Genomic DNA, 15,578 nt, shown 5'->3' on the forward strand with positions numbered 1-15,578 from the left:
GCGGTGCCGGGCAAGGATTCCCGCTGCTGGTGACCACCACGGCGGAACGAACAGAAAGGGGCCCCTGCGCGGCCGCGTCGAGCCGGTGTGAGCCAGCCGACGCGCCCGGGGGCGGAGGAGATATATGTCGAACGCGGACTCACCCGCCGTCACCGGCGGGAATACCGCCACACCCATCGCAGGCCAGCTGGCCGAACTGCCTCCCCGGATCCGGGTGCACGCCCTGGCGAAGCTCCTGGGATCCAACAGCCGTGAACTGATGGCCAAGCTCGGTGAGCTTGGCGAGACCGTCCGCAGCGCGCAGTCCAGCGTCACCCGCGATGTGGCCCTCAAGCTCGCCGAAGCCCTCACCGGCGGAGACGAGCCCGAAACCACCGAAACCACCGAAGCCGCCGAAGCGGCCCCGGCGGTCGAAGCTCCCGTCGTCGAGACCCCGAAGGCCCCCAAGGCCGAGGTCAAGCCGGAGCCCGAGGCCGAGCCGGAGCCCGCTCCGCAGGTCGAGGCGCCTTCGCGGCGTGTGCCGCCCGCGCTGGCCGCCCCGGTGAGCCCGGAGCCGCCGCACCGGACCACCAGGCCCGCGAAGGCCGCCGTGCACGTCCCGGTGTTCGCGGCGCCGTCGCCGGTGTTCCTGCCGCCGGAGCCCGTCGTGGCGAAGCCCACCCGCAAGCCGGAGCCTGCCTTCGCCCCGGTCGAAGAGACCGGCTCCGACGAGGACGAGACGCAGGACGAGCAGGCCGAGGGCCACGGCATCGACGAGGACGGTGACGACGCCAACAGCCGTCGCCGTCGTCGTCGCGGACGCCGTGGCCGTGGCCGGGGCAAGGGCGGCGACGAGAACTCGGCCGACTCCGAGAACGAAGACGAGCAGCCCGAAGAGCCGCGGGCCCCGCGTGGCCGTCAGCAGCGTGCGAAGGACAAGGACGCCGAGGTCGAAGAGGCCGGAGCCGAGAACGCCGAAGAGGCGTCCGCCGCGTCTGATTCAGCCGCGTCTGATTCAGCGGAGTCCGATCCGGACAACGACGGCGATTCCGACAACGGCAGCAAGCGCCGCCGTCGCCGTCGCCGCCGCAAGGGCGGGGACGACGACAACGCCGAGGCCACCAGCGACGACCCGCCCAACACGGTCACCCACGTGCGGCAGGCCAAGGCCGCCGAGAACGAGCGCCCCGCGCGCGACGAGGTCCGCAGCGTGCGCGGCTCGACCAGGCTCGAAGCCAAGCGCCAGCGCCGCCGGGACGGCCGCGAGGCGGGCCGCCGTCGTGCGCCGATCCTGTCCGAGGCCGAGTTCCTCGCTCGCCGCGAGTCGGTCGAGCGCACCATGGTCGTCGCCGAGAAGGGCGACTCCACGCAGATCGGCGTGCTCGAGGACGGCGTCCTGTGCGAGCACTTCGTGACCTCGTCGGGCACCGGTTCGATCGTCGGCAACGTGTACCTCGGCCGCGTGCAGAACGTGCTGCCGTCGATGGAGGCCGCCTTCATCGACATCGGCCGCGGCCGCAACGCCGTGCTCTACGCCGGTGAGGTCGACTGGGACGCCGCCGGTCTCGAGGGCAAGGCCCGCAAGATCGAGCAGGCGCTGTCCACCGGCGACTCCGTGCTGGTCCAGGTCACCAAGGACCCGGTCGGCCACAAGGGCGCCCGGCTGACCACGCAGATCTCGCTGCCGGGCCGCTTCCTGGTCTACGTGCCCGCGGGCGGTGCCACCGGCATCTCCCGGAAGCTCCCGGAGAACGAGCGCCGCCGCCTGAAGGACATCCTCAAGCGCATCGTCCCCGAAGACGCCGGTGTGATCATCCGCACCGCGTCCGAGGGCATCAGCGAGGAAGAGCTGGACCGCGACGTCCGCCGCCTCACGGCGCAGTGGGACGTCATCAAGGAGAAGGCCGAAGCCGGCAACGGCGGCAAGAAGAACAGCGCCCCGGTCATGCTCTACGAAGAGCCGGACCTGCTGGTCAAGGTCGTGCGTGACCTGTTCACCGAGGACTTCGCCAAGCTGGAGATCCAGGGCGACAAGGCCTGGGACACCATCTACAACTACGTGCAGCACGTGGCGCCGGACCTGGCGGACCGGGTCAAGCGGTACACGGGCACCGGTTCGGCCTTCTCCGACCACCGGATCGACGAGCAGATCACCAAGGCGCTGGACCGCAAGGTCTGGCTGCCCTCGGGCGGCTACCTGGTCATCGACCGCACCGAAGCGATGACGGTCATCGACGTCAACACCGGCAAGTTCACCGGATCGGGTGGAAACCTCGAAGAGACGGTGACCAGGAACAACCTGGAGTCGGCGGAGGAGATCGTCCGCCAGCTCCGGCTCCGGGACATCGGCGGCATCATCGTCATCGACTTCATCGACATGGTGCTCGAATCCAACCGTGAGCTGGTGCTGCGCCGCCTGACCGAATGCCTCGGCCGCGACCGCACCCGCCACCAGGTCGCCGAGGTCACCTCGCTCGGCCTGGTGCAGATGACCCGCAAGAAGATCGGCACCGGGCTGATCGAGGCGTTCTCGACGCCGTGTGAGCACTGCAAGGGCCGCGGTGTGGTCATCTCGACCGAGCCGCAGCGCACCGGTGGCGGTGGCAACGGCCACAGCCACGGTGGTGGCAGCGGCAGTGGCGGGGGCGGAAAGGAGCAGGGCTCCCGCCGGTCCCGTGGCCGGGGCAAGGGCGAAGACCAGGGGCAGAACGAGCCCGTGGCGGCCAAGACCGAGGCTCCGCCGGCTTCCGGCCAGCGTGAAGCCGTGGTTTCGGCGGTCCACGCCGTCGCCAACGCCGCCAAGGCAGCCAAGGGCGAGCACCCGCACGAGGTCACCGAGAACGTCGAAGGCGCCGCGCTCAACGGCCACGCCCCGCAGGCGGCTGAGTCGTCGAAGGAAGCTGAGGGGTCTTCGGAGCCCATTGCCGAGGCGACCGTCGAGCAGGCGGCCGAGGCGGCCGCTGAGCCGGTTTCCGAGCCGATCGCCGAGGCACCCGCGACCGAGGTCGCCGGCGAACCGGTGACGACTCCGGACGACGAGGCTCCGGCCGCGCGCGAAGAAGAGGTCGCCGCTGTCCGGGAATCGAGCCCGGCGCCCGAAGCCCCCGAGGTCCCGGTGACTCCTGAGGCTGTGGTGACGGAAGAGGTTTCCGAGCCCGAGGTTCCGGTGGCTCGGGAAGAGACCGAACCCGAGGTGGACGTCCCGGCCCCGGCCGGTCGCTCCACCACCCGCCGTCGTCCGCGACGGACGGCTTCGCGGCCGGCCGGTCCGCCGGTCGAGGCGTCGGAAAAGAGCTAGTGAACACCGTGGGGCACCCCGGTGTGATCGCACCGGGGGACCCCACGTAACCTATAGAACGGCCCGCCACCTAGAGGCGGGCACCTTGCGCAGAATCTGGACCACCGAGAATTCCCGGTGGGCCGGTCACGCAAGCCCCCACCCGTTGTCGAGTAAGCAGGAGACTTCCGTGTCGGCGTACGCGATCGTCAAGACTGGCGGCAAGCAGTACAAGGTGGCCGTCGGCGACGTCGTCGAGGTCGAGAAGCTCGAAGGCGAGCCTGGTACCGAGCACACCTTCCCCGCAGTCCTTTTTGTGGACGGTGGCGACGTCACCACGGACGCCGAAGCGCTGGCGAAGGTTTCGGTCACCGGCAAGGTCGTCGAGCAGACCAAGGGTCCGAAGATCCGGATCCACAAGTTCAAGAACAAGACCGGCTACCACAAGCGCCAGGGTCACCGGCAGAAGCTGACCCGCGTCGAGGTCACCGGCATCTCCAAGTAGAACTTTCTCCGGATCTTCGTCAGAAAGAGGATTGAGCCATGGCTCACAAGAAGGGTGCGTCCAGCTCCCGCAACGGTCGCGATTCGAACGCGCAGCGACTGGGCGTCAAGCGTTACGGCGGCCAGGAAGTCAACGCGGGCGAGATCCTGATCCGCCAGCGTGGCACCAAGTTCCACCCCGGCGTGAACGTCGGCCGCGGCGGCGACGACACGCTGTTCGCGCTGGCCGCCGGTGCGGTCCAGTTCGGCGAGAAGCGTGGCCGCAAGACGGTCAACATCGTGCCGTCCGAAGCCTGAATTTCGGCTTCGAGTTAGAACCTCTGACGAGGGGTGGGCCGGAATATCCGGGCCCACCCCTCGTTTGTTTTGTATATCCCTTCTCGCGAGTGAATAGAGGCAAGTCATGGCGTCCCGTTTCGTGGACCGCGCGGTGATCCATCTGACCGCCGGTGACGGTGGGAACGGCTGCGCCTCGGTGCACCGCGAGAAGTTCAAGCCGCTCGGCGGCCCGGACGGCGGCAACGGTGGCAACGGCGGCGACGTCCTGCTGATCGTCGACCCGAACGTGCACACCCTGCTCGACTTCCACTTCCGCCCGCACGCCCGTGCCGGCAGCGGCAAGATGGGCCAGGGCGGCAACCGCGCCGGAGCGGCGGGCGACACGCTGGAGATGCGTGTCCCGTCCGGCACCGTGGTGATGACCGAGGACGGCGAGATCCTGTCCGACCTGGTCGGCTCCGGTGCCACCTTCGTCGCCGCGCAGGGCGGACGTGGGGGGCTCGGCAACGCGTCCCTGGCCTCCAGCACGCGCAAGGCCCCTGGGTTCGCGCTGCTGGGCGAGCCGGGGGAGAGCCGGAACCTCGTCCTGGAGCTGCGTTCGGTCGCCGACGTCGGCCTGCTCGGCTTCCCGTCCGCGGGCAAGTCTTCGCTGATCTCGGTGCTGTCCGCGGCCAAGCCGAAGATCGCCGACTACCCGTTCACCACCCTGGTGCCGAACCTGGGCGTGATCACCGCCGGATCGACCGTGTTCACCATGGCCGACGTGCCGGGCTTGATCCCGGGGGCGAGCGAGGGCAAGGGCCTCGGCCTGGACTTCCTGCGCCACATCGAGCGGTGCGCGGTGCTGGTGCACGTCATCGACTGCGCGACCTTCGAGCCAGGGCGTGACCCGCTGTCCGATATGGACGCTCTCGAAGACGAACTGGCCCGCTACACCCCGAGCCTCGGCGGGGACCTCGCCGACCGGCCGCGAGTGGTGGTGCTCAACAAGATCGACGTCCCGGACGCCGCCGAACTCGCCGAGTTCGTCCGCCCGGAACTGGAAGCCCGCGGGCTCAGTGTGTTCGAGATCTCCACGGCGTCCCGCCAGGGGCTGAAGGAACTGACCTACGCGCTCGCCGCCGTGGTCGAGAAGTACCGCGCCGAGCAGCCGGAACCGGAGCCGGAGAAGGTCGTGCTGCGGCCGATGGCCGTCAACGACGCGGGCTTCACCGTCGAGATCGACCCGGAGGAGGAAGGCGCCTTCATCGTGCGCGGCGTCCGCCCCGAGCGGTGGATCCGCCAGACGACCTTCGGCAACGACGAGGCCGTCGGCTACCTCGCGGACCGGTTGCAGCGGCTCGGCGTCGAAGAGGCGCTGGCCCGCAAGGGCGCCGTACCGGGGAGCCCGGTCACCATCGGCGACGTCCAGTTCGAATGGGAGCCGTCGACCCCGGCCGGGGTCGCGGTGCATATGTCGGGCCGTGGCACGGACCTGCGGCTGGAGAACAACAGCCGGATCGGTGCCACCGAGCGCAAGGAAGCCCGCCGGATCCGCCGTGACGGCCCGGACGGCGTCGAAGACGAGACGGACGACGAGTGAGCCCGACCCGGGCGGCGATCGCCGACGCGAAACGCGTGGTCGTCAAGGTCGGTTCCTCAGCGCTGACCACCGCCGGCGACGGTCTCGACGTGGCCAGGCTGGACGCGCTGGTGGACGCGATCGCCGACCGGGTCTCCCGCGGCGCGCAGATCGTGCTGGTGTCCTCGGGCGCGATCGGCGCGGGACTCGCGCCGCTCTCGCTCGGCAAGAGGCCGCGTGACCTCGCCACCCAGCAGGCCGCGGCCAGTGTCGGGCAGCTCGCGCTGGCCCACGCCTACGCTGAGTCGTTCGGCCGGTTTTCCCTGACGGTGGGCCAGGTTCTGCTGACGTCGGACGACGTCGTGCGCCGCGCGCACTACCGCAATGCGCAGAACACGTTCACCCGGCTGCTGGCCCTCGGCGCGGTTCCCGTGGTCAACGAGAACGACACCGTGGCCACCGAAGAGATCCGCTTCGGCGACAACGACAGGTTGGCCGCCTTGGTGGCCCACCTGATCGGCGCCGACGCGCTCGTCCTGCTGTCCGATGTGGACGGTCTGTACGACGGGGATCCCCGTGACGGCGCGACTCGCAAGATCGCCGAGGTCGCCGGGGAGTCCGATGTGGACGGGATCACCGTCGGCATGTCGAGCTCCGGGCTCGGAACCGGTGGCATGGTCTCGAAGCTCGCCGCGGCCCGCACCGCCGCCGGCGCCGGGATCCCGGTCCTGCTCGCCGCCGCCTCCGAGGCCGCACGCGCTCTCACCACCGCCGAGGTCGGCACCGCGTTCGCCGCCGCCGACTCCCGGCTTTCGGCCCGCCGGTTCTGGCTGGGCTACGCCGCGGGCGCGTCCGGAAAACTGCACCTCGACGACGGCGCGGTCGCGGCCGTCGTCCGCCGTCGCCGCTCCCTGCTCGCAGCCGGGATCACCGGTGTCGACGGCGACTTCCAGGCCGGCGACGTCGTCGACCTGGTCGACCTCCGGCAGCGGACCGTGGCGCGGGGGGTCGTGGCCTTCGACTCGGGAGAACTGCCCGACCTCGTCGGCCGATCCAGCCACGACCTCCCCGCGGAACAGCGGCGCGAGGTCGTCCACGCGGACGACCTCGTCCCCCTTCGCCGCTGAATGTCAAGCTTTTCCCTCGGGGGAGCGGGGGACCTTTGCTATCGCCGTTCACAGCATCTGGTGGGTCGGTGGCGACGGCAGGGCCAGATGTGGTGGCGAAATCAACCTGGGTTGACGCATGACGTGCCCGGTCACGCGGTTTCGGGTGTACTGGTCACGGGGTCAGGCCGTCGGTCAGCGCCATGTCGCGGACCTCGGCCTCGGTCACCGGGGGTGCCGGACTGTCCACGGGGTCGTTGAGCCCGTCGCCCTTGGTCAGGACGCCGCTGTTGTTCGCGGCGACGATGAGGATGTACTTCGGTGTGGTGAGAGTCGCCGCGTGGAGGATCAGGCCTTTGTCGTTGCGATAGGTGAGCTCCGTCAGCAGCCCTCGGGGGTACTGGTGAGCCGAGCACTTCTCCGGTTTGGGTGTGCTCTCGTCTTTGCAGTCATACGCCATGGTTCCGGGGAACGGCAACAGCTTCACGTACACCGACCCCGCGCCGTGCTCGTCGCTCACGCGCACGCCCATGTGGTAGATGAATCGACCGCTGCCCTGGTCTTCGACCGGATCGGCGATCAGCAGGAAGGGGTCCGCGGGCGGGGTCTCGCCGGGAATCGTGAGCCTCTCGATTCGTGTGCCGGGGGCGATCCGTGACCGCACAGCCGCGCTGACCACACAGCTCAAGCGGAGTTTCGTCTGCTCCGGAGTCTCGACGGTGGACTTCGGCTTACACGTGGACCCCACGACTTCACTGACCGGCACAGGAGTGGCGATCGCGTAGGTCGCTCCGATCGCCGCCACTACGGCCAGCGCCACCCCCGCGACGGCCGTCGCGAGGCGTCGCCGTCGTGACCGCCGGCCGGCGGCGAGTACCGCTTCTCCGGTGAGTCCGATCGGAGGTTCGGCTTCGAGCACATAGGTGTTCAGTGCGGAGCGGACATCGAGATGATCCATGGTCACTCCTTGGTCGTAGGGGAGGGCAGGACGGCGCGCAGGGCTGCGATCCCACGAGCCGTCTGGCTTTTGACGGTGCCTTCGGCGACGCCGAGCAACTTGGCCACCTCGGTGACTGGAAGGTCTTCGAGGAAACGGAGCACGACCATCGCGCGCTGGCGTGGGGTCAGGTCGCCGAGAACCCGCTCGAGGTCGATCCGGTCGTCGCTGTCGTGGCCCGGCCGCACGGGACGTTCCGGCGGCTCCGCGGTCACTCGCTCACGGCCGCGTTTCCGCCGCCCGGTGAGAAAGGCGTTCACCAGGATTCGGCGCGCGTAGGCGTCGACCGTGTCCGGGCGGACGCGCCGCCAGTGCCGATACAGCTGGACGAACATGCCTTGCACCAGGTCTTCGGCGCTGTGCCAGTCTCCGCACATCGCGAAGGCGAGCCTCCGGAAGCGCTGCACGCGCGCGGCGAAGTACTCGCTGAAATCGATGTCTCTTGGTGTGCCCACTCGGTGCCTCCCCTGGGGTCTTGCCCCTGACTAGGGCGTGAGAGGCGCCAAAGGTTCAAGCGATTCCCGAATTTTGCGAGACGGGACCTTGGTCACCGCTTCCCGGGATCGGCGAGGTGGCCGACGAGCCGCGCCAGCTGTTCGCCATAGGCCTCGGCGAATTCGGCCGAGTTCGGGTCCTGGCCCGAGACGGCCCGGACGACGCGGGGGAATGCCAGCGCGGCACTGGACGCGGCCATGAAGATCACCAGCAGGAACGCCGGATCGAGGTCTGCGGGGAAGTCGCCCGCGGCCTGGCGGGCTCGGACGTACTCCACCTGCCGCTGGAGGAATCCGCGCTGGCCATCGACGCCGATCGCGTCGGGCGCGCCGTCGGTCAGGTTCTCCCAGAGGAACAGTTTGGCGAGATCGTGGTCCCGGATCCCCGACTGGACGAAGAACCGGACCACCTCCGCGAACGGTGTCGAGTCGTCGGAGGCCGCGACGTAGTCGTCGTACATCGTCGCGGTCAGCGCGTTGTAGAGCCCTTCCTTGCCGCCGAAGTAGTACGAGATCAGCTGCTTGTTCACGCCCGCCCTCGCGGCGATCTCGCTGACGCGTGCCGCGGCATAGCCCTTCGCACCGAACTCGGCCTTCGCCGCCTCCAAGAGCTGTGTCTTGGTGCGCTCGGGATCGCGCTGGCGTTCGACGGGGGCGCGGCGAGGGCTGCGCGGGGCGGCTTCGGACATGGGGTCACCTTAGTCGCTGACTCTTTCAAACGTTTGGTTGACTTTATTATCTGTCTGGTTGATAGTTGCGGCGGAGAGAGGAGATCTCATGACCACGAGAATCGCGATCATCGGCGGCGGAACGGGTGGGCTCTGCTTGGCGCAAGGGCTGCGCAAGGCGGGGATCGACGTATCCGTCCACGAACGCAGCCGTACCCGGACCGAGCGGCTGCAGGGCTATCGCGTGCACATCAACCCGCACGGTTCGGCCGCGCTGCACGAATGCCTGCCACCCGAACGCTGGGAACGGTTCCTCGCCACCACCGGCACCACGAGCGGTCCGTTCAGCTTCGTGACCGAGCGGTTGAAGGACCTGATGGTGATCGACAGTGAACTCACGTCGAGCCCCGATCCCGCGTCGAGTCACCACTCGGTCAGCCGGATCAGCCTGCATCAGGTGCTGTCCGACGGGCTCGACGGAGTTCTGCACCACGGCAAGGAGTTCGTCGGCTACCGCCGCGAGGGCGAGGTGGTCGTCTGCGAGTTCGCCGACGGCGGCACCGTCGAGGCCGACCTGGTCATCGGCGCCGACGGGGCCAACTCCCGGGTACGCAAACAGTTCCTTCCCACGGCCGAGCGGGTGGACACCGGGATCATCGCGATAGCGGGCAAGCACCCGCTGGCCGAAGAGACCCGCAAACGCTTGCCCGCCAAGCTCACCGACGGTCCGAGCATGGTGATGCCGCGTACCGGGGCGGGACTGTTCAGCGCGCCGCATGAGCTGAACGGCGCCTCGTCGGTCAACGACGAGACCGCGAGCCACGACCCCGTCCTGTTCGACAACACCTCGAGTTACCTCATGTGGGCTTTCGCCGCGGACAACCGACGCTACCCGGACAACGTGTCCTCATTGGACGGTGAAGCCCTGCGGACTCTCGTGCTGGACCTGATCGACGGCTGGGATCCCGCGTTCAAGGAACTGGTCGCCGGCTCGCCCGCGGGGTCGGTGTCCCGGCTGCCGATCTTCACCTCGAAGCCCGTCGAGCCGTGGCCGACGAGCAACATCACCCTGCTCGGTGACGCGATCCACAGCATGACACCGTTCCGCGGCATCGGCGCGAACACCGCGCTCCGGGACGCGCGACTGTTGTGCCGCAACCTCGTCGCGGCACGCGAGACCGGCGCGACGCACACCGCGATCGCCGACTACGAGCAGCAGATGCGGGAGTACGGTTTCGCGGCGGTGCGCGACTCGGAGCGCAGCGCCCGCCAGTTCGTGTCGGAGAACCGCGCGGGCCGCACGATGGCGCGGGGGATGTTCCGCTTCTTCCAGGCCGTTCCACCATTGAAGCGCAAGGTCTTCAGCGACCACGGCGACTCATAGCCGGGCAGGAGTGGAAATACCCAGCAGGGACAACCCCAGCGTCAGTGTTTTCGCGGTGAGCTCGGCCAGCAGCAGACGTGAGGCGCGGACGCCGGATCCTTCCGCGTCCAGTACCGGGCACTGTTCGTAGAACCGTGAGAACACGACCGCGGTCTCGTAGAGATAAGTGCACAGCTTGTGGGGGAGATGTCCGGCGGTCGCCGCGCCGACAGCCTCGGGGAAGCGCGCCAGAGCGAGCGCCAGCGCCCGTTCGGCGGGATGGCCGAGCAGCACCCGCGCACCGGTGAGGTCTTGATCCGCCTTCGCCAGCACGGAGCGGATCCGCGCGTTGGCGTACTGCAGGTAGACCGACGTGTTCCCGTTCTTGGAGAGCATCCGCTCCCAGGAGAAGACGTAATCACGCTCGCGATCGCCGGAAAGGTCGGCGTACTTGATCGCCCCGATCCCGATCGCCTTGGCGACCTCTTCCCTGATCTCGGGGGAGAGGCCGCCCCGGCCGTCGATCACTTCGGCGGCATGGGAAACCGCCTCGGTGAGCAGATCGGAAAGACGGATCGACTCACCCGCCCGGGTCTTCATGGCACGGCCGTCTTCGCCGAGCACAGAGCCGAACCCGATGTGCTCGGCCCGATGTTCCTCGCGTAGCCAGCCGGCGGCCCGGCAGACCGCGAACACCATCGCGAAGTGCTGCGCTTGCGGCGCTCCGACGACGTAGAGCAGATCGGTGACCCCGCGTTGTCCCGTCCAGTACCGCAGAGTCGCGAGGTCGGTGGCCGCGTAGCCGTAACCGCCGTCCCGTTTCCGCACGATGAGCGGCAGCGGTTCGCCTTCCCGGTTACGGAAACCGTCAGGGAAGACGCAGACCGCGCCGTCGCTGATCTCGGTCAGCCCGGCGGCGGTCAGATCGTCCACGACCGCGGCGAGGAACGGGTCGTAGAAGCTCTCGCCGTAGACGTCCTCACCCGACAGGCCGATCCCGAGAAGCTCGTAGACCTGAGTGAAATGCCGTGTCGACTCGTTCACCAGACGCCGCCACAACGACAACGTCTCCGCGTCGCCGCTTTGAAGGAGCACAACACGTTCCCGCGACCGGGTCGCGAAGTCCCCGCCGGTTTCGAACTTCGACCGGGCGGCCTGATAGAAGCCGTTGAGATCCCCGATCGTGTAAGGACCCGACGGGCGTTCGTCGAGCAGATGCTCGATCAGCATGCCGAACGGAGTACCCCAGTCGCCGAGATGGTTGTGGGGGAGGACGTCGTGCCCGGCGAACCGCAGCAGCCGCGTGATCGCGTCACCGATGACGGTGGACCGGAGATGCCCGGCGTGCATTTCCTTCGCCACGTTCGGGCTGCTGTAGTCGATGGCGATCCGCCGCGGCCGCGACGTCGTCGTCACGCCCAGCCGTGGGTCTCCGGCGAGCGCGGTTGTCCGGTCCGCCAGCCAGGACGAGCGCAGCGTGAAGTTGAGGAAGCCCGGCCCCGCGACTTGGGGAGGCTCGGCGAGATCGGCGACGTCGAGGTGTGCCACGAGCCCGGCGGCGATCTCCCTCGGCGGCTTGCCGAGCCGTTTACCCAGGCTCATCGCGAGATCGCACTGATAGTCGACCCCGCTCTGCGAGGAGATCCGTACCAGGGCGGACGGCGGCTCGATGTCGCTGACATGACGAAGGGCTTCCACCACGCGTCGCGCCAATTCCTCGCTCACATCGCCGAACAACACGGTGTCCCTCCTTCGCGCTCGTCGTAGGAGCGCGAGGGTAGCCACCTCGTCCGTCGTCGGCGACGGAGTTTTCAGCGCAGGTCGCTGCCCTTGGTCTCCGGCAGGGTCCGGATGACGAAGAACGCGATCGCCGCTCCGACGGCCACATACCAGAAGAACAACGTCGACAAGCCGGCGTCGGACAACGCGGTGAGCACCAGGGGAGCGGTACCGCCGAACAGCGCGACGGTCAGGTTGTACCAGGCGCCGATGCCCAGACCGCGCAGTTCGGTGGGGAACAGCTCGCTCATGATCGCGGGCGCGATCGACGTCATCGCCGTGTACAGGCAGAGCCCGACACAGAACACGACCAGCAGCCCCGGCAGCCCCGGGCGGACCAAAGTGGACAGCGGGACGATGAGGATCGCGGTCGCCGCCGACCAGACGAGCAGCTGTGGCTTACGGCCGAAGCGGTCCGACAAGGCACCCATCGGGTATTGAAGCGCGACGAACAACGCCGTCGCGATCGACAACGCGAGGAACACGTCGACGTCGTCGGCCTTGCGGGTCTTGACCGCGAACGAGGTCAGGGCGCTGAAGAACGTGTAGTAGCAGAGGGTCGACAGCATCGAGAAGCCGACGAGCTGTACGACAGCGCGCGGGTGCTCGCGAAGAGTGGTTCGCAGCGGCCGCTCGACCCGGCTTGCGGTCGACTTCTTCTCCTCGAAGATCTCGGTCTCGGCGAGACTGCGCCTCAGCCACAGGCCGATGATGCCGAGAACACCGCCGAGCAGGAACGGGATCCGCCAGCCGTACGCCGTCAAGTCCGCTTTGGACATCGTCCGCGCGAGCACGAACCCGAGGACCGAGGCGATGAGGACGGCGGAACCGGTCGAGATGTAGAAGAAAGCGGAGTACCGCCCGCGACGGGAGGGTGGCGCGATCTCACCCAAGTACGCCGAAGCGTTGGAGACCTCGCCGCCGAGCGACAGCCCCTGTGCCACCCTCGCCAACAGCAACAGGATCGGGGCCAGCCAGCCGACCTGGTCGAACGTCGGCAGGAGACCGATGGCCACCGAACCGCCCGCCATCAGCACGATGGTCAGGATCATCGCCGGCTTCCGGCCCCTGACGTCGGCGAAGCGGCCGAGCAGCATCCCGCCGAGCGGCCGGAAGAAGAACGCCAGCGCGTACGTGGCGAAGGTGTTGATCATCGCCAGCGCGTCGTTGCCCTTCGGGAAGAACTCGCTGGCGAAGTAGATGCTGAAGGTCGCGTAGATGGTCCAGTCGAACCACTCCAGAGCGTTCCCGACACTGGCGGCGAACAGTTTCTTCACCGGGAGCCGATGCCCGAGCCGCTCCGTCGTTGAGTCCGCCATCGGCACCTCCGTACTCGCACGTGGACGGAACCTTGCCAGAAAGTCCGCACGCGGGAAAGAACCTGTCGGATACCGGGACCAGGTGACTCAGGAGGTGCTGGCCAGAGCGAACGGCAAGACGGCGCGAGCCCCGGCCTGGCGCAGCAGGCGTGCGGCCAGCGTCACCGTCCACCCGGTGTCGATCAGATCGTCGACCAGCAGGATGGGGCCCTCGGCCGCGGCGACCTTGGCGGCGAGGTCCTCGGGAAGGCTGAGCCGCTTCCACAGATCGGCCAGCCGTTGCGCGCTGTTCGCCTGACGCGGAGGCGGCCCCGCGGAGGCGATGGTACCCAGATACTCCAGACGTCCGATCGAGGCCAGCTTCGTCGCCAGACTGTGGACCAGCTGGGGCCTCGTGGCGGACGGCACTTCCACCACCGCGACCGGCCGCTCCGTCCATTGCCAGCCCTTGAGCACCTCGATACAGGCTTGGAAGACCGCATCGGGGAGCTCCGTGTCCGCCGCGGACGGACCGACGAGTTCACGCAGCCGGGTGCCCCAGCCGACGTCGGTCACCCGGCCGACGACCTGGCCGGTTTCGGCCTGCTCGCCCGCGGGCAGCCGCCCGGACAGCGGGACTTCCAGGCCGGCCATCCCCGTCGGCCACATCTTGCGCGGCGCGACCTCGACCCCGGGACGGCGCAGCCGTTGCCGGGTGGCATCGACGACGTCGTCGGAAATCGCGGTGTCCCACTGCTTTCCGGTGCAGTTGTCGCACCGTCCGCAGGGGGTCGCTTCGGGATCGTCCAGCTGCTTCCGCAGGTACTCCATCCGGCAGCCGGTGGTTTCGAGGTACGCGAGCATGGCGTTCTGTTCGTTGGTCCGCGCCGCGCTCACGCGCGCATAGCGTTCCTTGTCGTAGCGCCACTCTTCGCCGGTGCCTTCCCAGCCGCCCTTCACCCGGCGGACGGCGCCGTCGACGTCCAGCACCTTGAGGACCATCTCCAGCCGGGACCGGGACAGCTCGACGAACGGTTCGAGCGCGGGTGTCGACAGTGGACGGTCCGCGTACGCCAGCGCGTTGAGCACCTGGGTCACCCGCAGCTCGTCCGGGAACGCCAGCGAGCCGAAGTACGCCCAGATGTCCTTGTCCTCGTGGCCCGGCAACAAGATCACTTCGGCGCGATCGACGCCACGTCCGGCACGGCCGACCTGCTGGTAGTACGCGATCGGGGACGACGGGGCGCCGAGGTGGACGACGAAGCCCAGGTCCGGCTTGTCGAACCCCATGCCCAGCGCCGAAGTGGCCACCAGCGCCTTGACGTTGTTGTTCAGCAGATCGTCTTCGGCCGCTTGCCTGTCCGCCGGGTCGGTCTTCCCGGTGTACGCGGCGACCGGATAGCCACGCTCGGTCAGCAGGCCCGCCACGTCGTGCGCGGCCGCGACGGTGAGCGTGTAGATGATCCCGGATCCGGGCAGTTCCTCCAGGTGCTCGGCCAGCCACGCGAGCCTGGCCTGCGACGTCGGCAGCTTGGCCACCGACAAATGGAGACTTTCGCGGTCGAGGGTGCCGCGCAGGACGAGGGTGCCACCCCCGTTGCCGATGCCGAGTTGCTCGGCGACGTCCGTGGCCACCCGGTCGTTCGCGGTCGCGGTGGTGGCGAGCACGGGAACGCCTTCGGGCAGATCCTTCAGCAGGGTCCGCAGCCGCCGGTAGTCCGGCCGGAAGTCGTGGCCCCAGTCCGAGATGCAGTGCGCCTCGTCGACCACGAGCAGGCCGGCGCTCGCGGTCAGCTTCGGCAGGACGGTGTCACGGAAGTCCGGGTTGTTCAGCCGCTCCGGGCTGACCAGGAGGACGTCGACCTCGCCCGCCGCGATCGCGGCCTGCACGTGGTCCCACTCCTGCTGGTTCGCGGAGTTCATCGTCACCGCGCGGATACCCGCTCGCGCCGCCGCGGAGATCTGGTTGCGCATCAGCGCGAGCAGCGGCGAGATGATCACCGTCGGGCCGTTGCCGCGCTCTCGCAGCAGCGCGGTGGCCAGGAAGTACACCGCCGACTTGCCCCAGCCGGTGCGCTGCACGACGAGCGCTCGACGGCTGTGCGCGACCAGCGCCTCGATCGCCGTCCACTGGTCCTCGCGCAGGCGGGCGCCCTCGCCCGCCAAAGACTGGAGGAGGGTCTCGGCGCGGTCCCGGAGAGTCGATGTGTCCACGTCCCCACCTCTACCCCATGCCACCGACGAAGTCGCGGTCGGCATGTCGTGAACGGACC

The 15,578-nt window shown here is 68.8% G+C and carries 12 protein-coding genes; 6 read left to right on the forward strand and 6 right to left on the reverse strand.

Features of this window, described 5'->3' with window-relative positions; genetic code table 11:
* Nucleotides 1–124: 124 nt before the first annotated feature.
* The 5 genes from ACZ6YV_RS26155 (at nt 125) to proB (ending at nt 6,727) form a co-directional block, all read left to right on the forward strand.
* Complete coding sequence (locus tag ACZ6YV_RS26155) at nt 125–3,277, forward strand: translation initiation factor IF-2 N-terminal domain-containing protein (RefSeq protein ID WP_465512123.1); 3,153 nt, start codon at nt 125–127, stop codon at nt 3,275–3,277.
* 169 nt (nt 3,278–3,446) lie between these two features.
* Entirely contained in the window at nt 3,447–3,761 is a 315-nt protein-coding gene (gene rplU / locus ACZ6YV_RS26160) for a 50S ribosomal protein L21 (protein WP_465512124.1), read from the forward strand.
* Between the two features lie 38 nt (nt 3,762–3,799).
* Nucleotides 3,800–4,057: a 50S ribosomal protein L27 gene (rpmA, locus tag ACZ6YV_RS26165; protein WP_003067129.1), complete on the forward strand. Its 258-nt coding sequence runs from the start codon at nt 3,800–3,802 to the stop codon at nt 4,055–4,057.
* Nucleotides 4,058–4,163: 106 nt separating this feature from the next.
* Nucleotides 4,164–5,621, forward strand: a complete 1,458-nt coding sequence (gene obgE, locus ACZ6YV_RS26170) for a GTPase ObgE (RefSeq protein ID WP_465512125.1) — start codon at nt 4,164–4,166, stop codon at nt 5,619–5,621.
* The gene (proB, locus tag ACZ6YV_RS26175; RefSeq protein ID WP_378236591.1) at nt 5,618–6,727 is read left to right on the forward strand and encodes a glutamate 5-kinase; all 1,110 of its coding nucleotides are present in this window, start codon (nt 5,618–5,620) and stop codon (nt 6,725–6,727) included. The genes obgE and proB overlap by 4 nt, the downstream gene beginning before the upstream one ends.
* Before the next feature lie 154 nt (nt 6,728–6,881).
* Here the strand turns inward: proB and ACZ6YV_RS26180 are convergent, their stop codons facing one another.
* The 3 genes from ACZ6YV_RS26180 to ACZ6YV_RS26190 form a co-directional block, all read right to left on the reverse strand.
* Entirely contained in the window at nt 6,882–7,664 is a 783-nt protein-coding gene (locus tag ACZ6YV_RS26180; protein ID WP_465512126.1) for a hypothetical protein, read from the reverse strand.
* Between the two features lie 2 nt (nt 7,665–7,666).
* Nucleotides 7,667–8,158 (reverse strand): SigE family RNA polymerase sigma factor, encoded by a 492-nt coding sequence (locus ACZ6YV_RS26185; RefSeq protein WP_465512127.1) that lies wholly within the window; start codon nt 8,156–8,158, stop codon nt 7,667–7,669.
* A 92-nt stretch (nt 8,159–8,250) separates the two neighbouring features.
* Nucleotides 8,251–8,886, reverse strand: a complete 636-nt coding sequence (locus tag ACZ6YV_RS26190; RefSeq protein WP_465512128.1) for a TetR/AcrR family transcriptional regulator — start codon at nt 8,884–8,886, stop codon at nt 8,251–8,253.
* A gap of 88 nt (nt 8,887–8,974) precedes the next feature.
* Here ACZ6YV_RS26190 and ACZ6YV_RS26195 point away from each other — a divergent pair, with 88 nt between their 5' ends.
* On the forward strand, nt 8,975–10,249 hold the full coding sequence (locus ACZ6YV_RS26195; protein WP_465512129.1) for an FAD-dependent oxidoreductase: 1,275 nt from the start codon (nt 8,975–8,977) through the stop codon (nt 10,247–10,249).
* Here ACZ6YV_RS26195 and argS read toward each other — a convergent pair.
* The 3 genes from argS to ACZ6YV_RS26210 form a co-directional block, all read right to left on the reverse strand.
* Nucleotides 10,244–11,968, reverse strand: a complete 1,725-nt coding sequence (argS, locus tag ACZ6YV_RS26200) for an arginine--tRNA ligase (RefSeq protein ID WP_465512130.1) — start codon at nt 11,966–11,968, stop codon at nt 10,244–10,246. The genes ACZ6YV_RS26195 and argS overlap by 6 nt on opposite strands.
* A gap of 71 nt (nt 11,969–12,039) precedes the next feature.
* Entirely contained in the window at nt 12,040–13,326 is a 1,287-nt protein-coding gene (locus tag ACZ6YV_RS26205; RefSeq protein WP_465512131.1) for an MFS transporter, read from the reverse strand.
* A gap of 87 nt (nt 13,327–13,413) precedes the next feature.
* The gene (locus ACZ6YV_RS26210; RefSeq protein WP_465512132.1) at nt 13,414–15,519 is read right to left on the reverse strand and encodes a RecQ family ATP-dependent DNA helicase; all 2,106 of its coding nucleotides are present in this window, start codon (nt 15,517–15,519) and stop codon (nt 13,414–13,416) included.
* Between the last annotated feature and the right edge of the window lie 59 nt (nt 15,520–15,578).

It is taken from the genome of Amycolatopsis sp. NPDC102522, assembly GCF_055584485.1.

Bases quoted from the DNA above. Each gene is read 5' to 3' on its own strand.
- ACZ6YV_RS26155 (WP_465512123.1), top strand. From the start codon at position 125: ATGTCGAACGCGGACTCACCCGCCGTCACCGGCGGGAATACCGCCACA.
- rpmA (WP_003067129.1), top strand. From the start codon at position 3,800: ATGGCTCACAAGAAGGGTGCGTCCAGCTCCCGCAACGGTCGCGATTCG.
- obgE (WP_465512125.1), top strand. From the start codon at position 4,164: ATGGCGTCCCGTTTCGTGGACCGCGCGGTGATCCATCTGACCGCCGGT.
- ACZ6YV_RS26180 (WP_465512126.1), bottom strand. From the start codon at position 7,664: ATGGATCATCTCGATGTCCGCTCCGCACTGAACACCTATGTGCTCGAA.
- ACZ6YV_RS26190 (WP_465512128.1), bottom strand. From the start codon at position 8,886: ATGTCCGAAGCCGCCCCGCGCAGCCCTCGCCGCGCCCCCGTCGAACGC.
- ACZ6YV_RS26195 (WP_465512129.1), top strand. From the start codon at position 8,975: ATGACCACGAGAATCGCGATCATCGGCGGCGGAACGGGTGGGCTCTGC.
- ACZ6YV_RS26205 (WP_465512131.1), bottom strand. From the start codon at position 13,326: ATGGCGGACTCAACGACGGAGCGGCTCGGGCATCGGCTCCCGGTGAAG.